Origin of the sequence: Amycolatopsis solani (genome assembly GCF_033441515.1) — a bacterium.
Classification (GTDB): Bacteria; Actinomycetota; Actinomycetes; order Mycobacteriales; family Pseudonocardiaceae; genus Amycolatopsis; species Amycolatopsis solani.
This window is the reverse complement of sequence record NZ_JAWQJT010000002.1, coordinates 1,763,713-1,785,015: the sequence shown is the minus strand read 5'-3', so window position 1 is coordinate 1,785,015 and position 21,303 is coordinate 1,763,713. Positions and strand designations below refer to the sequence as shown.

The window sequence follows — 21,303 nt, the reverse complement described above, 5'->3', positions numbered from 1 at the left end:
CGCTACGGTGGCCGGACGCGCGAAGGGAGCCGGTGGGATGAAGGAACTGGACGGGCAGACCGTGGTGCTGGTCGGCGGCAGCGCCGGCATCGGGTTCGAGACGGCGCGGCTGGCGCGGGCCGAAGGCGCCGAGGTGGTGCTCACCGCCCGCGACCCGGCCAAGCTCGAGCGCGCCGCGGAAGCGCTCGGGGCGCGCGGCACGGCCGCCTTCGACGCCTCGGACGCCGCCGCGGTGGCGGGTTTCTTCGGCGCCCTGCCCGGCCCGATCGACCACGTGCTGGTCACCGCGGGCGGCCCGCACTACGGGCCGCTGCTCGAGATGAGCGCCGAAGACGTGCGGACGGCCGTCAGCGACCACATCGTCGTCTCCCTCGAGATCGCCCGCCACGCCGTGCCGAAGATGCGCCCGGGCGGGTCGATCCTGCTGATGGGCGGCACCGGCGGCCGTCGCGTCGGGCACGGCCTCGGCATCGTCTCGGCCGCGACGGCCGCGCTGCCGCCGTTCACCGCGGCACTGGCCCTCGAAGTCGCGCCGGTGCGCGTCAACCTGATCGCCGCCGGGTTCGTCGACACCCCGCTGTCGGCGGCGCTGCTCGGCGACGCGCTCGAGGACCGGCGGGCCGAGCTGCGGGCCAAGCTGCCGATCGGCCGGGTGGTCGGCCCGGCCGACGTCGCCGCGCTGGCCGTCCACCTGATGACCAACACGGCGCTGACGGGCGCGACCTACGACATCGACGGCGGGCAGCAGTTCGTCTTCTGAGGGGGGCGTCCCGCGGACTGCCCGGCCTGGTCGGCGGCCAGCACCCCGAAGGAGAGCCGCCAAGCCTGGCGCGGCGAGCACTGCTGCTGACGCTTCCGTTACCTCGCAACGACTTCCTGCCGGGGCGGCTCAGGCCCAGGGCTGGGTGACCTCCCACGTGGTGTCCGCGGCCCACGAAGCCGTGTTGTCCCAAGGGTTCGCGCCGCCGTTGCTCGCGATGTACACGGTGGCGTTGTAGTGCCGGACGTAGTAACCAGGGTAGTTGAGCGACTGGAACGACGTGAACGAGCCGCTGTTGCCGGCGCCGGCGCAGAACGTGGCGTCGTTGGTCAGCAGGGCGCTGCCGTCGTCGGGCTGGCGGTGCAGCTGGTAGTTCGAATGCCGCAGGTAGTCGCCCGGGTAGTTCTTCGACTCGAAGGACAGGCAGGAGCTGTTGGCCAGGCCGCGGCGGACGATCCAGGTGGCGTCGTTCTTGTCGAGCGCGGAACTGCTCGCGCTGATCACGGACGTGACCGCGTCGCCGCCGGCGTGGCGCAGGTAGCGGGTCGTGCAGCACGCGGTGGTCGCGCGCAGCGAGATCGACGAGCCCGGGGTGAGCGTGCCGCCGGCGACGCCGTTCGAGCCGCCGTAGCCGGCCGCCACGATGCTGCTCTGCACGGCGTTGTCGGCCGCGTCGCTCGGTACGCCGGCGGTCATCACGCCTTCGAAGAACGAGCCGACGTCGGCGTTGCTGTTGTCGCCGCCGGTGCCGAGGACGATCGCGCCTTCCTGGTGCAGCGGCGAGTACCCGGACTTCACGGTCGGTTCCGAGCCGGAGTAGGTGGTCGTGAGCCCGCCGGTCTGGGCGTTGCCGCGCTTGAGCGCGAAGTGGTTCTGGCCGTTGTTGTTCAGCATCGCCGTGACGAACGGGATGATGCCGGGCCCGGGATCGGAGGCCTGGGTTCCGGTGTTCGACTGGAAGAGCCCGTTTTCGAGGTCGGCCGCCACCCACGGCCCGCCGGAGCTGTTGCAGCCGCCGAACTCGCAGCGCAGGCCGAGGTACACCGCGTCCATGTGGCCGTTGCCGGTGTCCTGGTTGTTCGTTTCGGCGTTGCCGTAGTCGAAGCAGCAGCCGCCGTTGACGTGCGTGGCCGATGCGACCATGTACATGCCCTCGGGCTGGCCGTTGACCGCCACCCCGCTGGTGTTGTTGTTGCGGTAGCCCATGCCGGGGGAGATCTCGACGCCGTAGGCGGTGTGCCCGCCGATGCTGATCGGCAGCGCGTTCGCCGGGGCGCCGACGTCGGCCGCGCCGGCGCCACCGGCACCTTCGATGGTCAGGTGGTTGTGCCGCGGCGACTGGTCGTAGATCTCGGAGATGACGCAGGCCGAGGTGCCGCAGAAGGAGTCCTGCGCCGCCGCGTTCGCGATCCCGCCCGTGGTGAGCAGCCCGATGTCGGTGGTGGCGCCGTCGGCGCGGCGCACCTGGTAGAGCGGGCCGTTGTAGGCGGAGTACAGGGCACGCACGGTGCTGTGCGCGCCGACGCAGGGCGTGCCCGCGGAGCCGTAGACGTCGCAGGGGAGCGACCCCGCGGCGCCGGCCGGTGGCCCGGCGGAGACCAGGCCGGTGAGGATCAGGGCGATGGACAGCACGATGCTTCGCGAACGTTTCATGACGCGCACTCCTGATCGGCTCGCCGGTGACGACGACGGGCGGAACTCGCAGGAAAGTTGGCGGAAATGATTTTTACATCGTTGGAACAACGATGTAAAGGTCCAGACGACTTAGTGCGTCACCAGGTGACGGGCAAGCTCGTGACCCCGCGCATCAACCCGCCGCGGCGCCATTCGAGGTCCGCCGCGGGGATCGCGAGGCGCAGGCCCGGCAGGCGCCGGACCAGCGTCGAGAGCAGGACGCGCAGCTCCAGCCGGGCCAGCGGCGCGCCGACGCAGTGGTGCACGCCGAAACCGAACGCGAGGTGGTGGTTGACTTCGCGGGTGAAATCCAGTTCTCCCGCTGACGAAAAGACCGATTCGTCGCGGTTGGCCGAATCCAGCTGGACCAGAACCGCGTCACCGGCCCGGATGATTCGACCGCCGATTTCCAGATCCTCCGTGGCGATCCGCGCGAGATCCGCGACCGTCACCAGCGGCACGAACCGCAGCAGTTCCTCGACGGCGGACGGGATCACCTCCGGACGTGCGACGAGCGCCGTCCACCGTTCGCGGTCGGACAGCAGCTCCACCAGGAAGCTCCCGATCAGGTTCGCCGTGGTCTCGTGGCCGCCCGCCAGCAACGCCACGCCGAGCATGAGCAATTCGTTGTCCGTCAGGCGATCGTCCTCGTCGCGGGCCGCGACGAGCGCGGTCAGCAGGTCGTCGGCCGGCTCGGTTCGGCGCTGCGCGATCAACGTCTTCAGCGCGCCCGCCAGCTTTCCGCGTGCTTCGGCGACGTCCGCGGGTGCCACGCCGCCGCCCGAGGCGACCAGCGTTTCGGTGCACCGGCGCACCATCCGGCGTTCGCCAGGCGGCACACCGAGCAGCTCGCCGATCACCTGCACGGGCAGCTCCCACGCCACGGCCGAGGCGAAGTCGGCGGGCGGGCCGATCGCGTCGAGGAGCGTGTCGGCGATTTCCCGGACCCGCGGCTGGAGCAGCTCCACCCGCCGGGCGGTGAACGCCTTGGCCACCAACCCGCGGATCCGGTGATGCTCCGGCGGATCCATGGCCAGCAGGTTGCCCGCGGGCTCGAGCCCGGGACGCCCGCGCGGCACATCCGCCCCCGCCGCGGCGGCACGCGAAAACCGGGGGTCCGACAGCACGAACCGCGTCTGCTCGTAACGCGTCACGAGCCAGGCGTCACCGCCGTAGGGCATGGTGACGCGGACCGGTGCGCCGGAATCGCGCAGCTCGGCGAACCGCGGGTGGAGCCGCAGTGCCACGGGATCGGCGAAGGGGTAGGGCACCGGTTGGACCTCCATCGCCCCATGGTGCGCCGGTCACGGTCGCCGGCGTACCGCCCAACGGACCGACGCGGCTCAGCTCAAGACCGCGACGATCCTCGTCCCGGGCTCGAAAGCGCCCGCCTCGACGCGGGAAAACAGCCCGTAAAGCATCTTCGCCTCATAGACCCAGTCGAGGGTGATGCCGTGCCGATCGCGGAAGTCGTCGATGAAGTCGTCCAGCTCCGGGCGGCGTTTGGCGTAGCCGCCGAAGGAGAAGTCGAGGTCGAGGGACCAGTTCGTGGTCGCTTTCCCATACGCCGCGCACTGCAGGCGTCGGACCTCGTCGACGAGGAACCGCCCCCCTTTCAGCACGGCGAAGCCGATGGCGCGGTGCGGACCGGAAAGTCCGGCGGCGATTCCGGCGAGGGTGCCGCCGGTTCCGGTGGCGCAGCAGATCACGTCGAATTCCGCGGAGATTTCGCCGACCAGCTCCGCGGTGCCCCGCACGGCGAGGGCGTTGCTGCCGCCTTCCGGGAGGACGTAACACGGACCGAACCGCCGGAGCAGTGCGGCGAGCACGCCGGGTTCGGCCTTGCGGCGGTAAGTCGCACGGTCCAAATAGGACAATGTCATGCCACAGCCGGCGGCGTAGGCCAGGGAATCGTTGAGCGGCAGGTGTTCCTCGCCGCGGATGACGCCGACGGTGCCGAGACCGAGCCGACGTCCCGCGGCCGCCGTCGCGCGGAGGTGGTTGGAGTACGCGCCGCCGAAGGTCAGGAGCCGGGTGGCGCCTTGCGCCTGGGCGGCTTGGAGGTTGTACCGGAGCTTGCGCCACTTGGTGCCGGGTACCTCGGCGCTGATGAGGTCGTCGCGCTTGAGTCGGAGGTGGACGCCGTGCCGCGCGAGCCGCTCGTCCCGCACCTCCTCGACCGGCGACGGCAGGCTCGCGAGAGCGGTCATCCCGCGGTCGTCGAAGCTCACGCGGGCAGGGTAACGACCGCCCAGTCCGCCACGGGCGACGACGCCGTTCGCACGAGCAAATAGCTCCGTGTCGTTTCGGCTGATCCGGGCCTACGTTCGGGCGATGGCGAACGAACTGACCATCCCGCTCCTGCCCTGTCCGTCCATCGACGAGATCGCGTCGTTCTACGAGATGCTCGGCTTCGAGATCACCTACCGGCAGACGCGGCCGAACCCGCACGTCGCGCTGCGGCGGGAAGACATCAACCTGCACTTCTTCGGGATGGACGGCTACGACCCGGCGCAGTCGTACAGCACGTGCCTGATCATCGTGGCGGACACCGGTGAGCTGTTCGAGGCCTTCGCGGCGGGAATGCGCTCCGTGCACGGGAAGGTGCTCGTCTCCGGCATCCCGCGGATGACCCGGCCGCGGCTGCGCAACGACCGGTACACCGGGTTCACCGTCATCGACCCGGGCGGCAACTGGATCCGGATCCACACGGCCGCCCAGGCACCCGAGCCGCGGACCAAGCTCGCCAGAGCCCTGGAGAACGCCGCGAGGCAAGCGGACGCCCGCGGCGACGAACGCCAGGGGCTGAAGATCCTGGAAGGCGCGTTGAAGCGCGCGACCGGCGACGAACCGGAGCTGCCGGCGGTGCGGGAGTACCGCGACGAACTCGTCGAACGGATCGGGGGTGCGGAGCCGCGTTCGTCCGCCTGAGCGGCGCGCTCCTCGGACGGGGTCGACGGCACAGCAATTCGGGGGCGCGCGGCCGCCACGGCGGACCTGCTGGACGGCGTCGCCGCGCGCGGCCCTGGTCTCCTGCAACACCCGGGGACATCGTGACTATTTTGAAATCTGTCCGCCGGGTCCCGGCTCGTCGGCCTGTGTCGCAGGCGGGTCATCGCCCCCGACTTGGACAGTCGAAGTCCGGAACGCGCAGCGTAGAAGCGACGACACTGCCGCCGTTGCCGAAACCGGAGATGGCCGACGGGCAGGTCGGGAACTGACGACTTGGACACTTCCTCTGCGGGCAAAGTATTCCAGCCCAATCGTGAGGAAGTGCGAAGGTCGACGGCAACGGCTTTGACGTGCCACGATGCGAAGTCTCCAGGATCGCGGCACGTTGACGGTGCTCGTGCACACAGCGCGCACTCCAGAGATGAGGTGCAGCATGTCGTTGCCTCCATCACCGGCACCCGAGCCCGCTTTGGCTGAGTCGCGGGGCAGCGCCGCCGGGCGGCAACCCTTCACCGTCGGCCAAAGCATCGTCTTTTCCATGACGCTGCTGTTCGTCTGGTTGATGAGGAATACATGCGGTACGGACCCATGGTTGGCATTGCGGTACGCGGGGTGCGCGGCCGTCATGGTACTCACCTCGGCTGCTGCGCCGAGAATGGCCCACAAGATCGTTTGCATGATAAAGGCGGCAGAGTGATGAGCATGGGTGCCCGGCGACCCGGGAATGGCAGGGCCCAGCTGAGCAGTCTCGGCCGGGCGATCTTGGAGGTGACATCTGCCATTCGGCGGAGCACCGGCGAATCGGTCGCCGCGGAGGTCGGGCTGCTGGTCCGTATCGAGCGCTCGGGCGGCTCGACCGGCTGGGAGTGCCTGCTTAAGCACGTGGCACGTTTCGGAATCAAGGCGACGCAGATCGAGCAGGTGGCCGGAGGCGATGCTTCAGGCTTGCGCGGTCTCACCTACTTCCAGGGTTTCGAACTGCTCACCAAGTGCTCCCTGGGCAACGACCTCCAGTTGATCGCACACATACTGGCCCTTGTACATCCAGAGCTGGCAGCGCCGGCAGGCAACAGCAGGTCACTGCGTAAATGCGCTTTTGTAGAGCTGCCGGATGCGGCCCTGCGAGTCGAAAACGGCGCCGATCTGGCGCAAATCTTGTACCTGTCGATGAAGACGTCGGAGTTGAATCCGACGGCACTGTCGAGACGAGCGGGGATCGGTCGTTCCCAGGTGTACAACTTGACCAGCTCGCCGTCGGTGCCACGCACACCCCATCAAGTTCAAGCGTTTCTGACCGCGTGCCGGCTGCATCCTGTCCAGATCCGGCGGCTGCTCGACCGATGGGAAGGGCTCAATCTCCGCGATGGCAGGCCCGATCCCTTGCTCGATGCCGCAGGGCCCCGGTAGTGCTGCCCGGCGCCTTGGCCGACGTCGGACGCAGGCCAGCAGGGCCACTGTCCCCCGGTCACGGTCAGCCGGTCGGCAGGGTGGATGGCCGAGCACTGCTGCGGCTCAGACGGACGTGAACTGATCAAGTTCCAGCGATCAGCCAGGGCAGCTCGGTGAGCGTGTCGATGACCCAGTCGGCGTTCGCCTCTACTGCCGGGTCGTCAGCCCACAGGCGCCCCCAGGGCCCGCGCCGGATCAGGGCTGTCCACAGCCCGGCGCCGTGCCCGGCGACCACGTCGTTGTCGCGGTGGTCGCCGACGTACAGGAGTTCGCGGGGAGCGACGCTGGCCAGCTCGACGACGTGCCGGAAGAAGGCGGGATCCGGCTTGGCGACACCCCACTCGGCCGAGGTGGCGATGGCGTCGACCGGGAGATCGAGCTTGCGGAGCAGGCTCCCTGCTCTGGCGGTCTGGTTGCCGGCCAGCCCGACCCAGACCCCGCTGGCCCGGAGCTCGGCGAGCGCGGGGCGGACGTCCGAGTAGAGGTCGGATTCTTCGATCTGCTCGCCGTTGCCGGTTTCCTCCCGACGTTGCCGTTCGGCGGCGACGTCGAAGTCCGGTTTGAAGTACCGGAACGTTTCGGCGTTGTCCCGCCCTGCGGCGGTGACCGCGCCGAGCACGGTCGAGAACGTGTGCCTGCCGACGCCGATCCAGTCGGCCCACGCGTGCCATTCGCGCGTGTCGTCGAGCACGGTCTCGCCGATGTCGAGGACGACCGCCCGAACCGGCATGGTGTTTCCTCTCAGTCGGTGACGTTCCGTGCTTCAGTCTGGCACCGGTAGCCGCCGGGCGTGGGCCCGCTGCCGAGCGCTTGAGGGGGCCGTACACCCTTGATACGCAGGGCCGATGGACTCCGGGGGACTGACCGGCGCCCCGATGTTCACGCCGTCAGGACGAGGAGCGATCGCGCTCGGCTGGGCAGAATGCGAGTTCGTCCTACGCCGGAAGGGCGATTCGCCGTGCAGGAGGGAAACCGCGCCATGGCCGAGCCGCGAGACCACGCCGAACCGTCTGTTCGAACCCGTCCGGGGGATTGTCTCCCGGTGCGGGTTCCCCGGGAGCTGTGGGTGTGCACCTACCGGGTCCGCCGGGACGTGACCGTGCTGCAGGTGGGGGGTGAAGTGGACGTGGTCGGGCTCGCCGACCTGCGTAGCGCGCTCGGGAGCCTGCTGGGGGCCGGCAACCGGCTCGTGGTGCTGGACTTCGGCCGCATCGGCTTCTTCAGCGCGGGGGGTGTCGGCGTCCTGGAGCACACGCGGCTCACGCTCCGGGACGCCGGCATCCCCATGCGGCTGGCCCGCCCGTCGCGGGCCGTGCTGCGGCCGCTCACCGCGCTCGGGCTGGTCGGGCGGTTCGACATCCACGCCGGGATCGGGCGGGCCATCACGGCGCCCGCCCGCGGCGCGTGAGCGCTGGAGTTCAGTACCGCGCGGCCGGGATGCGGTACGCCCACTGGGGTGCCCGGCGTTCCCGCCTCGACCGGCGGACCAGTACCACCAGCCACAGCACGCCGAGCAGGGCGATCACGCCCAAGCCCGCCCAGGTCGTCACCGTGTACACCGTCGTCACGTCCGCGGGCGGGACGACGAGGCCGCGCGGCTCGAGCTGCGCCACCTGCCCGTACAGCACCAGCGTGATCACCAGCGCGATGGCCGACATGGAGTCCCACAGCGCGTGCAGCAGCGCGACGCCGAGGAACGCCAGAGCCAGGCGGAGGCTCAGCACGAAGTGCTCGCGCGTGCTCCACGCGAACAGCAGCCCGCCGAGGATGGCGGTCCACAACCCGTGCCCGACCGGCGCGAGCAGCCCGCGCAGCAATTCGGTCGTGACCAGGTCGTCCAGCGACAGGCCCCGGGTGGTGAACAACGACGTGAGCGCGTAGCCGGCGGATTCGAAAGCGGAGAAGCCGAAGCCGACCGTCGCGCCCAGGATCATGCCGTCCCGCATGGACTTCACGGCCAGCCCGCGCGTCAGCAGGGCGAGCGCGGCCAGCTTGACCGCCTCCTCGATGAGCCCGACCCCCACGTAGAGCCACCACGACGGGTACAGCAGGTAGGCCTCCAGCACCGACGCGCCGAGGACGCCGAGCACGCCGCCGACGAAGAAGGTGCGGAACACCAGTTCGGCGGTGATCTCCCCGGAATCACGGCGCTCGAACGCCCACGCCACGAACGTCACCGGCACCAGGAAACTGCCGAGCAGCACGAGCGTCGGCAGCAGGTTGGGGTTGCCGGTCGCGTACGTCACGATGACCGAGAGCACCCACAGCAGCAGTCCCGTCACGAAGATCCGCGCCCACGTGCGGCGGTGGGCGCGGTGGCCGGTGGTGGTCATCGGCGCCGCCCGAACCGCTCGCCGCGCCCGGTGGCGCCGGTGTCGACGAAGGCGCGGAAGCGGGCGGGGGAGCCGGGCTCGGCGACGCCGTCGAAGCCCTGGGGGCAGCGCCGTTCCGCCCAGTGCCACCGGCCGCCCTCGAAGGCGGCGCGGTACCGCGCGAAGACCTCGGCGAGCGCGTCGTCGTCCAGCTCGTACAGCACCGGCGGGGTCAGCCCGATCAGCTCCAGCGCGCCGCCGTCCGCCGCCAGCCGTTCGCCGCAGCGGCGCAGCAGGCCGAGGAGGTCGTCGCCGGGCCGGTCGACCCTGGAGAGGTCGATGACGACGTGGCGGACGCCCGCGTGGACGAGCCCGGCCAGGTACCCCGCGAGGGTCCGCAACGCCGGTGCGTCCGCCCGCCCGGTGACCGCGACGACGGTGTAGCGCCCGGGGTGCAGGGTGGAGCTGATGGTGAAGTCGTCCGCGGCGCGGCTGATCAGCCGGTCCGGTTCCGGGAGCGTGAGGGGTGGGTGGGAAAGCCTGGTGGTCATGGGAATCCTCCGGTTGTCAGAGTTGCTGCGCGAGGTGCTCGTGCACCAGCCGGACGGCCATGGCACCCTCGCCGACCGCCGAGGCGACCCGCTTCACCGAGCCGTGCCGGACGTCGCCGACGGCGAACACCCCGGGGCTGCTCGTCTCCAGCGGCAACGGCGCCCGCGAGATCCCGGCGTCGGCGAACCCGCCGACGTCCGCGCCCGTGAGCACGAACCCGTCGTCGTCGAGCGCGATGTGGCCGGACAGCCAGTCCGTGTGGGGAGCCGCCCCGATGAAGACGAACAACGCGCGGGCGGCGAGCCGGTCCCGCTCGTGGGTGCGGTTGTCCTCGACCTCGACGGCCGCCATCGCCTTGCCGTCCTCGACGACTTCGCGGACCTCGGTGTGCAGGTGGACCCGGACCCGCGGGTGTCCATGGACCTGGTCGACGAGGTAGCGCGACATGTCCTTGCCGAGATCGCCGCCGCGCACCAGCAGGTGCACCACGGGGGAGGTTTCCGCCAGGAACACCGCGGCCTGCCCCGCGGAGTTGCCGCCGCCGACCACCGCGACCGGGTCGGCCCGGCACTGCCGGGCCTCCTGCGGGGTCGCGGCGTAGTAGAGGCACGTGCCTTCCAGGTGGTCGAGCCGGGGGAGGGGCAGGCGCCGGTACCGGGCGCCGCTCGCGATGATCACCGTCCGCGTGACGATCTCGGTGCCGTCGTCGAAGCCCACCGCGTACAGCCCGTCCTTCGGGACGAGCGTGCGCGCCTCGCCCGGGACGGCGACCCGGACCCCGAACTTGTCCGCCTGGATCAGCGACCGCTCGGCCAGTTCCGCGCCCGAGATCCCGGACGGGAAGCCGAGGTAGTTCTCGATCCGCGACGTCGTGCCCGCCTGCCCGCCCGCCGCGACGGCGTCGAACGCCGACGTCGCCAGTCCTTCGGACGCCGCGTAGACGACGGCCGCGAGCCCGCCGGGGCCGGCGCCGACCACGAGCAGGTCGCGCACGCCCACCGGCGGTTCCACGTGCCGGAGCCCCATCGCGGCCGCCAGTTCGGCGTTGCCGGGGTTGCGCAGCACCCGGGCGCCGGGCAGCACCACCACCGGGGTTTCGTCGACGGTGACGCCGAGCCGGCGCAGCAGCTCCTCGGCCCCGTGGTCCTGGTCGAGGTCGTCCAGCCGGTACGGCAGGCGGTTGCGGGCGACGAACTCCAGCAGCCGCCGGGTGTCCGGCGAGTAGCACGAGCCGATGATCCGCAGCCCGTCGCCGGAGCCGATGATGAGCGCGCGGCGGACGAAGTAGGCGTGCAGGATCAGATCGCCGAGGCCCGGGTCGCCGAACACCAGCCACTTCAGCGCGTCCACCGGGATGACGAGCACCTCGCCGGGTTCCGCGGCGACGGCGGTGAAGAACGACGGCTGCCCCTCGAGCAGGCCCAGCTCGCCGAGGAACCGCCCCGGCCCGTGCACCCGCACGGTCCTGGTGTCGTCGCCCTCGCGGTGCTGGATGGCGACCTTGCCGCTCAGGACGACGAACCAGTCCGTCGTCTCTTCCCCTTGCGCGTAGAGCACTTCCCCCGGCCGCACCGGCCGGCGCTCGCCGGCGGCGGACAGCTTCTCGAGCTGCTCGCGCGTCAGCCGGGGGAACGCCCCGTGCGGATCCGGGGTCTCGACGAGGTCCTGCGCCGGAAGCGTCATACGAACGCCTCGTGCACGTAGCACCAGCGCCAGTCCTCCCCGGGCTCGAACGAGCGCACGATGGGGTGACCGATGGCGTGGGCGTGCCGGCTCGCGTGCTTCATCGGCGACGAGTCGCAACAGCCGACGTGGCCGCAGGTCAGGCACAGCCGCAGGTGCACCCACGGGGTCCCGGCGGCGAGGCATTCCTCGCAGCCCTGGGGCGTCCGGGGCACCACATCGCGGACGAGGGCCAAGTGCGGGTCGACGAACGTGGTCACGTCTTCGCCTCCTCTGGCGAGTTCAGTGCTTGGTCGAGCCAGTCGCGCAGGACGTTCTCCGGAGCCGCGCCCGCCTGCCGCCGGACGACCTCGCCGCCGCGGAGCACCAGGAGGGTCGGCACGGCCATGACCTCGAACCGGCGCGCCACGGCCGTCGCCCGGTCGACGTCGACCTTGACGAGCTTCACCTTCCCGGCCCGCGCGCGGGCGAGCCGGTCCAGCGCCGGGCTGACCGACCGGCAGGGGCCGCACCAGGTGGCCCAGAGGTCGACGAGGACCGGGAGGCTCGCCTGTTCGGCGATCTGCGCGAAGTCGTCGTCGCCCGCGTCGACCACCCACGGCAGCGGCCGGTGGCAGTTGCCGCACTTCGGCGATCCGTCCGCGGCGGCGGGAATCCGGTTGGTCTTCCCGCAGTGTTCGCAGGTGACGGTCACGGTCTTCATGCGGCCTCCTCCGCCGGGCCGCGGAAGTCGACGGTCAGGTCGCCGTCGGCCGCGTCGACCACGATCACCAGCCCCTCGGTCAGCTCGCCGCGCAGCAGCGCGCGCCCGATCCGCGTCTCGACCTCGTGGGAGATGTAGCGGCGCAGCGGCCGGGCGCCGTACACGGGGTCGAACCCGCGCTCGGCGATGAACCGCCGCGCGTTTTCGGTCAGCTCGACGGTGACGCCCTGCTCGGCCAGCCGGCGGCGCAGCTGGTCGAACTGCAGCTCCACGATCCGCTCGATCTCCGGCAGCCCCAGCGGGGTGAACAGCACGATGTCGTCGAGGCGGTTGAGGAACTCGGGCCGGAAGTGGTGCCGCAGCTCCGCCAGCACGGCGTCCCGGGCTTCCGCCTTGATCTCGCCGGACGACGTGACCCCGTCGAGGAGGTGCTGCGAGCCGATGTTGGACGTCATGATGATCACGGTGTTGCGGAAGTCGACCAGCCTGCCCTGCGCGTCGGTGATCCGGCCGTCGTCGAGCACCTGCAGCAGGGTGTTGAACACGTCCGGGTGGGCTTTCTCGATCTCGTCGAACAGCACCACCGAATACGGCTTGCGCCGCACCGCTTCGGTGAGCTGGCCGCCCTCGTCGTAGCCGACGTAGCCGGGCGGCGCGCCGAGCAGCCGGGAGACCGTGTGCCGCTCCTGGTATTCGCTCATGTCGAGCCGGACGATGTTGTCCTCGCTGTCGAACAGCGCCGCGGCGAGCGTCTTCGCCAGCTCCGTCTTCCCGACCCCGGTCGGGCCGAGGAAGAGGAACGACCCGATCGGCTTGCGCGGGTCGCGGATCCCGGACCGGGCGCGGATGATCGCGTCGGCGACCAGCCGGACGGCTTCGTCCTGGCCGACGACCCGCTCGTGCAGGATCTCGTCGAGCCGCAGCAGCTTTTCGCGTTCGCCCTCCTGCAGCCGCGACACCGGGATGCCGGTCCACTGCGAGACGATCTCGGCGATCTCGTCCTCGGTGACGACCTCGCGCAGCAGCCGCTTCTCGCCCTGCTTGCTCGCCAGCCGTTCCTCCTCGCCCTCGAGCTGGCGCTCCAGTTCGCGGATCTCGCCGTAGCGCAGTTCGGCGGCGCGGTTGAGGTCGTAGTTCCGTTCTGCCTCTTCGGCTTCGTGGCGGACCCGCTCCAGTTCGGACCGCAGCTCCTGCACGCGCCGGATCGCCTGGCGTTCGGCGTCCCACTGCGCCTTCTTGGCGTCGGTTTCGGCCCGCAGGTCCGCCAGTTCCCGGCGCAGCTCCTCCAGCCGCGCTTTGCTCGCCTTGTCGGTTTCCTTGGACAGCGCGGCCTCTTCGATCTCCAGCCGCGTCAGCCGCCGGGTCAGCTCGTCGAGTTCGGCGGGCATCGAGTCGATTTCCGTGCGCAGCCGCGCGCAAGCCTCGTCGACGAGGTCGATCGCCTTGTCCGGCAGGAACCGGTCGCTGATGTAGCGGTGCGACAACGTGGCGGCCGCGACGAGCGCGCCGTCCTGGATCTTGACGCCGTGGAACACTTCGAGCCGCTCGCGCAGCCCGCGCAGGATGGAGATGGTGTCCTCGACGGCGGGTTCGTCCACCACGACCGGCTGGAACCGGCGTTCCAGCGCGGCGTCCTTCTCGATGTGCTTGCGGTACTCGTCCAGGGTGGTCGCGCCGATCATGTGCAGTTCGCCGCGGGCCAGCATCGGCTTGAGCATGTTGCCCGCGTCCATCGCGCCTTCGGTGGCGCCCGCGCCGACGATCGTGTGCAGCTCGTCGACGAACAGGATGATCCGGCCTTCGGCGGCTTTGACCTCGCCGAGCACGGCCTTGAGCCGTTCCTCGAACTCACCGCGGTACTTGGCCCCGGCCACGAGCGCGCTCATGTCGAGCGAGAAGATCGTCCGGTCCCGCAGGCCTTCGGGCACGTCGCCGCGCACGATCCGCTGCGCGAGCCCTTCCACGATGGCGGTCTTGCCGACGCCGGGATCGCCGACGAGCACGGGGTTGTTCTTCGTCTTGCGCGAGAGGATCTGGACGACGCGGCGGATCTCGGTGTCGCGCCCGATCACCGGGTCCAGCTTGCCGGCGCGCCCGTCGGCGACCAGGTCGCGGCCGTACTTCTCCAGTGCCTCGTAGGCGCCCTCGGGCGTCGCCGACGTGACGCGCTGGTTGCCGCGGACCTTCGTCAGCGCGGTCAGGAACGAGTCGCGGGTCACGCCGTGCTCGCGCAGGAGCCGCCCGGCCGCCGACTTCGACCCCTCCTCGGCCAGCGCCAGCACCAGGTGCTCGACGGAGACGTACTCGTCCTTGAGCCGCCGGGCTTCCCGCTCGGCGGCGTCGAGCAGCCCGGCCAGCCGCCGGGTGACGTAGACCTGCCCCGGCGTGGCACCGGGCCCGGTCACCTTCGGCCGCCGGCCGAGCTCCGCCTCGACCGCGGCGCGGAGCGCGTCGACGTCCGCGCCGGTCTGCGCCAGCAACCGCGGGACGAGGCCCTCGGGCTGGTCGATCAGCGCGAGCAGGAGGTGCTCGCCGTCGGTTTCGGTGTGGCCGAGGCGGCCGGCGACGCTCTGGGCCTCCTGCAGTGCTTCCTGCGACTTCTGGGTCAGCTTGCTCATGTCCATCGCCGGTGGCTCCTGACTCGGGCTTCGAGGACGTCGATGCGGTCGAGCAGGTCGAGCACCAGCCCGAGCGCGGCGTAGTTGAGGGAAAGCGTGGCGCGCAACCGCTGGATCCGGGCCAGTCTGGCCACAGTGGACGGTGGGAAGCACGGGCGCCCGTTCGCGTCCGGGGTCGACTCCACCAGGCCGAGTGCCGCGAACCGGCGGAGCAGCTCGGGGTGCAGCCCGGTGCGCGCGGCCACGGTCTCGAGGTCGAGCCGGGCCGGGCGGACGAGCACGTACCGCGCCATCAGGTCCTCCTGGGATCGAAGTCGGACGCCGCGGCGAGCTCTTCGTACAGCTCGCGTTCGCGCTTGCTCGGGCGCTTCGGCACCATGATCTTGACCTCGGCGTAGAGGTCGCCCGGTTTGCCCTTCGGGTTCGGCATGCCCTCGCCGCGCAGCCGCAGCCGCCGCCCGCTGGACGACCCGGCCGCGACGCGCGCCTTCACCTCACCGCCGGGCGTGGTGATCGGGACCGTGGCGCCGAGCGCGGCCTCCGACGGCGTCACCGGGAGCTCGACGTGGATGTCGCGCCCTTCCAGGCGGTACCGGCGGTCCGGCCGGATGCGGACGACGAGGTAGAGGTCACCGGGGGCGGCATTCCCGGAGCCCTGCCCGCCCTGCCCGGCCAGCCGGATGCGCTGCCCGTCGAGCACGCCCGGCGGGATCTTCACGTCGTATTCGCGGTCGCCGCCGAAGTTCAGGTGCCGCGGCCCGCCGCGGTAGGCCTCCTCGACGCTCAGCTCGAGCTCGGCCTCCTGGTCCGCGCCCGGGACCGGGCCGCCCCGCCCGCGGCCGCGGAAGAGACCGCCGAGCAGGTCTTCGATGTCGACGCCCTCGAACCCTTCGAACCCCTCGAACCCGCTGCCGGAGGTGGAGTAGCGGACCCGGCCGCCCCGGGGACCGGCGCCGGCACCGGCGCCGACGCGCTGCTCCCAGTCGTCGGGCACCTGCCGGAAGTCCGCGCCGAACCGGTCGTACTTGCGCCGCTGCTCCGGATCGGACAGCACCTGGTAGGCCTCGCTGACTTCCTTGAACCGTTCTTCGGCCTTCGGGTCCTTGTTGACGTCCGGGTGGTTCTCGCGGGCGAGCTTGCGGTACGCCCGCTGGATTTCCTCGGTGCCGACGTCCCGGCCGACCCCGAGCGCGGCGTAGAAGTCCCGTGCCACGCGCGCTCACCCCCGCGGTTTGGCCACGGCGACCGCGGCCGGCCGCAGCTGCCCGCCACCGGTTCCGTAGCCCGGCCGGACCACCCGGGTCACCGTGTTCGGTTCGGTGCCCGGCTCGTCGACGACCGCGACCACCTCGTGCCGGGCCGGGTCGAACGGGACGCCGCTCTCGGCGTCGCGCTCGTACCCGAGGCCGGCCAGCAGCTGCACGGCCTGGTCGCGGATCGCCAGCACGCCCTGCACGACGGCGGTGGGGTCGCCTTCGGCGTGCGCGAGCGCCAGTTCCAGGTTGTCGAGGACGGGGAGGAAGGCCGCGGCGACCCGCGCCCGTTCGGCCGCGCGCTCGGCGCGCAGCTCCGCCGCGTGCCGCTTGCGGACGTTGTCGGCGTCGGCCATCGCCCGGCGCCAGCGGTCCTCGCATTCGGCCGCCTTCGCCTCGAGCTCCTGGATCCGGTCCGGCCCCACCGCCGAGACGGGCGCGTCCTGGGGCGCGGACTCGGCGCCCGTCTCGGCGGCGTCCACGGAGGATGTCCCCGGCTCCGTGGATTTCCCTGTGGTGGCCATGGTTCCCTCACGCCCGATCGAAGTCGGCGTCGATCACGTCGTCGTCCTCGGCCGGCTCTCGCTGCGGCGGACCGCCGTCCCCGCCGCCCGGCCGGGCCGCGGTGAGCCCGGCCAGCACCTGCTGCAGTTCCGAGGTCAGCTCGCGCACCCGGTCCAGCGGCGCGTTCGACTGGACGGCTTCCCGTGCGTCGTTGATCAGCATCTCCGCGCGCGCCTTCTCGTGTGCCGGCGTCTGGTCGGTGATCGCCTTCTCGGCCTGGTAGGCGACGCTGTCCAGCAGGTTGCGCGCCTCGACCTCTTCGCGCAGGCGTTCGTCGTCGGCGCGGTTGCGCTCGGCCTCGCTGACCATCCGCTCGATTTCGGACTGGTCGAGGTTCGAGCTCTCGGTGATCGTGATGCCCTGCTCGGCGCCGGTGTCCTTGTCGCGCGCGGTGACGTTGACGATGCCGTTCGCGTCGACGTCGAAGGTCACCTCGATCTGCGGCTCGCCGCGCGGTGCCGGCCGGATGTCCTTGAGCTGGAACCGCCCGAGCACCCGGTTGTCGGCCGCGAGCTCGCGCTCGCCCTGCAGCACCACGACGTCGACGGCGGGCTGGTTATCCTCCGCGGTGGAGAACACCTCCGTGCGCCGGGCCGGGATCGTCGTGTTCCGTTCGATGATCTTCGTCATCACGCCGCCGCGGGTCTCCACGCCGAGGGACAGCGGGATGACGTCGAGCAGCAGGACGTCCTTGACCTCGCCCTTGAGCACCCCGGCCTGCACGGCCGCACCCAGCGCGACGACCTCGTCCGGGTTGACGCTCATGTTCGGGTCCTTGCCGTTCGTGAGCCGGCGGACCAGGCTCTGCACGGCGGGGATCCGGGTCGAGCCGCCGACGAGGATGACCTCGTCGATGTCGTTCGCGCTCACCTTGGCGTCGGACATCGCCTGCCGCACCGGGCCGAGGCAGCGCTCCACCAGGTCGGCGGTGATCTGCTCGAACTCCGAGCGGCGGACGGTGGCGGTCAGGTGCTTCGGCCCGCTCGCGTCGGCGGTGATGAACGGCAGGTTGACACTCGTCTGGGCGACCGACGACAGCTCGACCTTGGCCTTCTCCGCCGCCTCGAACAGCCGCTGCAGCGCCTGCGCGTCCTGCCGCAGGTCGATGCCGTTGTCCGCGGCGAACTTGTCGGCGAGGAAGTCCACGAGCCGCCGGTCGAAGTCGTCGCCGCCGAGGTGGCTGTCGCCCGCGGTGGAGCGCACCTCGACCACGCCGTCGCCGACGTCGAGCAGGCTCACGTCGAACGTGCCGCCGCCGAGGTCGAAGACCAGCACGGTCTCCTGCTGCTGGGAGTCCAGCCCGTAGGCCAGCGCGGCCGCGGTCGGCTCGTTGATGATCCGCAGGACGTTCAGCCCGGCGATCTTCCCGGCGTCCTTGGTCGCCTGACGCTGTGCGTCGTTGAAGTACGCGGGCACGGTGATCACGGCCTCGGTCACCCGCTCGCCGAGGCTCTTGCCCGCGTCGTCGGCCAGCTTGCGCAGCACCTGCGCGCTGATCTCCTCCGGTGAGTAGAGCTTGCCGTGGATGTCGAAGCGGACGACGCCGCCCTCGCCCTCGACGACGTCGAACCCGACCGCCTTGGCCTCGTCGGACACCTCGTCGAACTTGCGGCCGATGAACCGCTTCGCCGAGTAGATGGTGCCCTTCGGGTTGAGGATCGCCTGACGGCGGGCGAGCTGGCCGACCAGCCGTTCACCGCTTTCGGTGAAGCCGACGACCGACGGGGTCGTCCGGGCCCCCTCCGAGTTGGGGATGACCCGCGGCTCACCCGCTTCCCACACGGCGATCACCGAGTTGGTGGTGCCGAGGTCGATGCCGACTGCCTTCGCCATCACGCACCTCCCTGTTCCGGGGGCAGGTTCGCCAGCAGCGCACGGGCGTCGTCGGCGACTTCGGCGTCGGCGACGACCTCGTAGCGGGTGGGCGCCATCGCGCGGACCGACGCGAAGTCCCGGCGGCCGCGCTGCAGCGCGTGCGAGACCAGACCGAAGATCGCGCCGACGACCGCGCCGAAGACGAGCCCGTAGAGGGCGAGCGTCAGCGTGGCGAGGACCGGGGTGAACCAGTTGAACAGGGCGAACAGCCAGCCGATCAAGAGCCCGGTCAGCGCTCCGGAGCCGGCCCCGCGCAGGGCGGCGCCGCCGAGGCCGAGCCGGCCGATGACCTGCTCGACCAGCTGCACGTCGCGGCCGATGATGGCGGTCCGCTGCACCGGGAACCCTTGGTCGGAGAGGTAGTCGACGGCCCGCTCGGCGTCGCGGTAGTCGTCGTACGAAGCGATCGGGACCCGGTCGGGAGCGTGGCGGGGAGAAGGCGCGGTCGCGCCCGGCTGTGCGGTCATGGCTCGTCTCCTAAGCGGTCGCGTGTTCTTCGGCGCGGGCGTGGGCGGGCTGGTCCGTGCGGTCGTCGGCGAGCTGCCGCCGCTCGTCGCGGCTCCCGATTTCGACCCGGCGGGGCTTGCTCGACTCGGCCACCGGGATCCGCAGCGTCAGCACGCCGCGCTCGAAGTCGGCCGACAGCCGGGAGGCGTCGAGGTTGTCCCCGAGGAACAGCTGGCGGCTGAACTCACCCTGCGGCCGCTCGTCGATGATCAGCTCGGCGCCCTCGTCGCGGGCCGGGCGGCGGGTCGCCCGCACCGTGACGACATTGCGTTCGACGGACACGTCGACGTCGTCCGGGTCGATGCCGGGCAGGTCGAGCGCGACGAAGAATTCGTCACCGCGGCGGAACGCTTCCATCGGCATCGCGCGGGGTGCCGTGCGCCCGCTCAGCACCTGTTCGCTGAGGCGTTCCCAATCTCGGAACGGATCGAAACGCAGCAAGGTCATGGTGTAGTCCCTATCCGGGACGGATCGTCCTGCCGGGACTGTCCGATCCGAACCGATCTCGCGTGAGTTTTTCCGGTGGGCAGGCTTTCCGTGTGCCACGCCCGGCGACGGGTGCCTGTCCGATGTGTTCCACGGTGGCAAAAGGCGCTCGCCGCCCGCGTGCGCCCGGCAGGCCGAATTTCCGGGATCCCCATCGGCCCGGCGGAACAGGTCCCGGCGGCGTAGGGTGCCAAACACCAGGTCGAGGTCGGGGAGGCCGGAATGACGCCCGAGGGCGATGCGGTCCCACGAGGCCAGGAAACGAAAACGGACAGCTGGTGGCGGGCCCAGCTGTCGAATCTCTACGGCCTTTCGGCGATTTCGATGATGATGTTCGACGGCCGCGAATCGGCGGACATAATGCGCCTCGCCGCGACTTCGGTTTCGTCGTTGAGTGGTTGCACAACCGATGCGACTTACCTCGTCGACGAGGACGGAACAATGACCTCGCAGGACAGTGCGGAGGCTCATCCCGGCCTCGGCGCGGAAGTCCGCCGGCTCGGCGGGCGGAGCGGGCGGATCGAGCTGGCCGACGGTCACTGGCGCTGGTGCCACGCGCTGCGCGGGCTCGGCGGCCTGACGGGCAACCTCGTGGTCCGGGCCGAGCAGGCCCCCTCCCGTGACGAGGTTTTCCTGCTCAACTCGCTGTGCCAGCAGGCAGCCGCGGCGCTCGCCAACGCCGCGCTGCTCAAGCGGGAGCGGCGGCAGTCGGTGGCGCTGCGGGAGCTCAACGACCAGCTGTCCACGTCGGTGGAGCGGCTCAAGCAGCAGACGCAGGTGCACGACGTGCTGTCCACCATCTCGGCTTCCGGGGCGGGCGAGCCGGGCATCGCGCACGCGCTGCACCAGCTGACCGCGCTGCCGGTAGCGGTTGAGGATCGGTTCGGCAACCTGCGCGCCTGGGGCGGCCCCGGCCGGCCGGACCCCTACCCGAAGGTCGGCGTGCACCGGCGTGAGGAGCTGCTCCGGCACGCCGCGACCCGGTCCGAACCGGTCCGTGTCAAGGACCGGCTCGTCTCACTGGTGAAGCCGCGGCACGAGGTGCTCGGCGTGCTCTCCCTGATCGACCCCGCGCGGGTCGCGGGCGCGGACGAGGTGTTCGCCCTCCAGTACGGCTCGACCGTGCTGGCGCTGGAACTCTCGCACCAGCGCAGCCTGGCCGAGGTCGAGCTGCGCCTGCGCCGCGACCTCGTGGACGACCTCATCGCCGGCACCGACGACGGGAGCGCGTACGCCCGCGCCGAGGCGATCGGGCACGATCTCCGCCGCCCGCACCACGTCGTCGTGCTGCGGTGGTCCGGCGACCTCGCCGAGGACGTGGTCGCCGAGGCCACGGGACGCAGCGTGACCACGCTCGGGCTCGCCTCGCTCGTGTCGCGCCACTCGGGCGCGGTCGTGCTGCTGGTCGCCGGGCCGCTGGACGGCGCGGCGCTGTACGCCTCGTTGTCGGAAAGCCTCGGCGCCGACGGGGCGATCGGCGTCGGCAGCCGCTGCGACACGCCGGGGCGCTTGCCCAAGTCCTACGGCGAAGCGGTGCGGGCGGTCCAGGTCCGGCGCGGCTCGCACACCCCGAACGGGGTGACCACGTTCGAGCAACTGGGGATCTACCGCCTCCTCGACACCGGGCAGAACCACGGCGACGTCGTCGAGTTCGTCCGCGAGTGGCTCGGGAAACTGCTCGACTACGACACCCAGCGCAACGCCGACCTGGTCGCGACGCTCGCGCAGTACCTCGAGTGCGGCGGCAGCTACGGCGACACCGCCGCCGCGCTGATGATCCACCGGAGCACGCTGCGCTACCGGCTCGGCCGGATCCGGGAGATCACGGAGCTGGACCTCAACGACGTGGACAGCAGGCTGAACCTGCACCTCGCCACCCGGGTGTGGCAGGTGCTGCGTGGATCGCAGTGACCGG

General features: G+C 71.1%; 21 protein-coding genes. 5 read left to right on the top strand and 16 right to left on the bottom strand.

Annotated elements, in window-relative coordinates:
- Positions 1–37: 37 nt before the first annotated feature.
- On the top strand, positions 38–760 hold the full coding sequence (locus SD460_RS28690) for an SDR family NAD(P)-dependent oxidoreductase (RefSeq protein ID WP_290061575.1): 723 nt from the start codon (positions 38–40) through the stop codon (positions 758–760).
- A 129-nt stretch (positions 761–889) separates the two neighbouring features.
- On the opposite strand, the gene SD460_RS28685 is transcribed toward SD460_RS28690, so the two are convergent.
- The 3 genes from SD460_RS28685 to SD460_RS28675 all read right to left on the bottom strand — a co-directional run bounded on the left by SD460_RS28685 (position 890) and on the right by SD460_RS28675 (position 4,665).
- On the bottom strand, positions 890–2,413 hold the full coding sequence (locus SD460_RS28685; RefSeq protein ID WP_290061576.1) for an alpha-L-arabinofuranosidase B: 1,524 nt from the start codon (positions 2,411–2,413) through the stop codon (positions 890–892).
- A 119-nt stretch (positions 2,414–2,532) separates the two neighbouring features.
- Complete coding sequence (locus tag SD460_RS28680) at positions 2,533–3,720, bottom strand: cytochrome P450 (RefSeq protein ID WP_290061577.1); 1,188 nt, start codon at positions 3,718–3,720, stop codon at positions 2,533–2,535.
- Positions 3,721–3,777: 57 nt separating this feature from the next.
- Positions 3,778–4,665 (bottom strand): 1-aminocyclopropane-1-carboxylate deaminase/D-cysteine desulfhydrase, encoded by an 888-nt coding sequence (locus SD460_RS28675; protein WP_290061578.1) that lies wholly within the window; start codon positions 4,663–4,665, stop codon positions 3,778–3,780.
- A gap of 103 nt (positions 4,666–4,768) precedes the next feature.
- Between SD460_RS28675 and SD460_RS28670 the strand changes: the two genes are divergently transcribed.
- Positions 4,769–5,365 carry a DUF8817 family protein gene (locus tag SD460_RS28670; RefSeq protein WP_318306983.1) on the top strand — a complete coding sequence of 199 codons (597 nt, stop codon included), beginning with the start codon at positions 4,769–4,771 and terminating at the stop codon, positions 5,363–5,365.
- Positions 5,366–6,088: 723 nt separating this feature from the next.
- Positions 6,089–6,793, top strand: coding sequence for a hypothetical protein (locus tag SD460_RS28665; RefSeq protein WP_290055594.1), 705 nt, complete (start codon positions 6,089–6,091; stop codon positions 6,791–6,793).
- A gap of 124 nt (positions 6,794–6,917) precedes the next feature.
- On the opposite strand, the gene SD460_RS28660 is transcribed toward SD460_RS28665, so the two are convergent.
- On the bottom strand, positions 6,918–7,565 hold the full coding sequence (locus SD460_RS28660) for an HAD family hydrolase (protein ID WP_290055595.1): 648 nt from the start codon (positions 7,563–7,565) through the stop codon (positions 6,918–6,920).
- 312 nt (positions 7,566–7,877) lie between these two features.
- Here SD460_RS28660 and SD460_RS28655 point away from each other — a divergent pair, with 312 nt between their 5' ends.
- Positions 7,878–8,243 carry an STAS domain-containing protein gene (locus SD460_RS28655; RefSeq protein WP_290055596.1) on the top strand — a complete coding sequence of 122 codons (366 nt, stop codon included), beginning with the start codon at positions 7,878–7,880 and terminating at the stop codon, positions 8,241–8,243.
- Between the two features lie 10 nt (positions 8,244–8,253).
- Here SD460_RS28655 and SD460_RS28650 read toward each other — a convergent pair whose 3' ends face one another.
- The 12 genes from SD460_RS28650 to SD460_RS28595 are packed head-to-tail and all read right to left on the bottom strand — an operon-like array spanning position 8,254 to position 19,349.
- The gene (locus SD460_RS28650; RefSeq protein WP_290055597.1) at positions 8,254–9,168 is read right to left on the bottom strand and encodes a PrsW family intramembrane metalloprotease; all 915 of its coding nucleotides are present in this window, start codon (positions 9,166–9,168) and stop codon (positions 8,254–8,256) included.
- Entirely contained in the window at positions 9,165–9,698 is a 534-nt protein-coding gene (locus tag SD460_RS28645) for an STAS domain-containing protein (protein WP_290055598.1), read from the bottom strand. Before SD460_RS28645 ends, SD460_RS28650 begins: the two co-directional genes overlap by 4 nt.
- A gap of 16 nt (positions 9,699–9,714) precedes the next feature.
- Positions 9,715–11,382: an FAD-dependent oxidoreductase gene (locus tag SD460_RS28640; protein WP_318306982.1), complete on the bottom strand. Its 1,668-nt coding sequence runs from the start codon at positions 11,380–11,382 to the stop codon at positions 9,715–9,717.
- The gene (locus SD460_RS28635) at positions 11,379–11,642 is read right to left on the bottom strand and encodes a ubiquitin carboxyl-terminal hydrolase 14 (RefSeq protein ID WP_290055600.1); all 264 of its coding nucleotides are present in this window, start codon (positions 11,640–11,642) and stop codon (positions 11,379–11,381) included. The genes SD460_RS28640 and SD460_RS28635 overlap by 4 nt, the downstream gene beginning before the upstream one ends.
- A complete protein-coding gene (gene trxA, locus SD460_RS28630; RefSeq protein WP_290055601.1) occupies positions 11,639–12,085 on the bottom strand; it encodes a thioredoxin in 447 nt (148 codons plus the stop codon). The genes SD460_RS28635 and trxA overlap by 4 nt, the downstream gene beginning before the upstream one ends.
- Positions 12,082–14,709 (bottom strand): ATP-dependent chaperone ClpB, encoded by a 2,628-nt coding sequence (clpB, locus tag SD460_RS28625; protein WP_318306981.1) that lies wholly within the window; start codon positions 14,707–14,709, stop codon positions 12,082–12,084. The genes trxA and clpB overlap by 4 nt, the downstream gene beginning before the upstream one ends.
- Entirely contained in the window at positions 14,700–14,996 is a 297-nt protein-coding gene (locus tag SD460_RS28620) for a chaperone modulator CbpM (RefSeq protein ID WP_290055603.1), read from the bottom strand. Before SD460_RS28620 ends, clpB begins: the two co-directional genes overlap by 10 nt.
- Positions 14,996–15,916 (bottom strand): DnaJ C-terminal domain-containing protein, encoded by a 921-nt coding sequence (locus SD460_RS28615; protein ID WP_290055604.1) that lies wholly within the window; start codon positions 15,914–15,916, stop codon positions 14,996–14,998. Before SD460_RS28615 ends, SD460_RS28620 begins: the two co-directional genes overlap by 1 nt.
- 6 nt (positions 15,917–15,922) lie before the next feature.
- The gene (locus SD460_RS28610; protein ID WP_290055605.1) at positions 15,923–16,438 is read right to left on the bottom strand and encodes a nucleotide exchange factor GrpE; all 516 of its coding nucleotides are present in this window, start codon (positions 16,436–16,438) and stop codon (positions 15,923–15,925) included.
- Between the two features lie 49 nt (positions 16,439–16,487).
- Positions 16,488–18,353, bottom strand: a complete 1,866-nt coding sequence (dnaK, locus tag SD460_RS28605) for a molecular chaperone DnaK (protein ID WP_290055606.1) — start codon at positions 18,351–18,353, stop codon at positions 16,488–16,490.
- On the bottom strand, positions 18,353–18,862 hold the full coding sequence (locus SD460_RS28600; RefSeq protein ID WP_290055607.1) for a YflT domain-containing protein: 510 nt from the start codon (positions 18,860–18,862) through the stop codon (positions 18,353–18,355). The genes dnaK and SD460_RS28600 overlap by 1 nt, the downstream gene beginning before the upstream one ends.
- A gap of 10 nt (positions 18,863–18,872) precedes the next feature.
- Positions 18,873–19,349 carry an Hsp20/alpha crystallin family protein gene (locus tag SD460_RS28595; protein WP_290055608.1) on the bottom strand — a complete coding sequence of 159 codons (477 nt, stop codon included), beginning with the start codon at positions 19,347–19,349 and terminating at the stop codon, positions 18,873–18,875.
- A 480-nt stretch (positions 19,350–19,829) separates the two neighbouring features.
- On the opposite strand from SD460_RS28595, the gene SD460_RS28590 reads away from it, so the two are divergent.
- Positions 19,830–21,299, top strand: a complete 1,470-nt coding sequence (locus SD460_RS28590) for a PucR family transcriptional regulator (protein ID WP_290055609.1) — start codon at positions 19,830–19,832, stop codon at positions 21,297–21,299.
- Positions 21,300–21,303 lie beyond the last annotated feature (4 nt).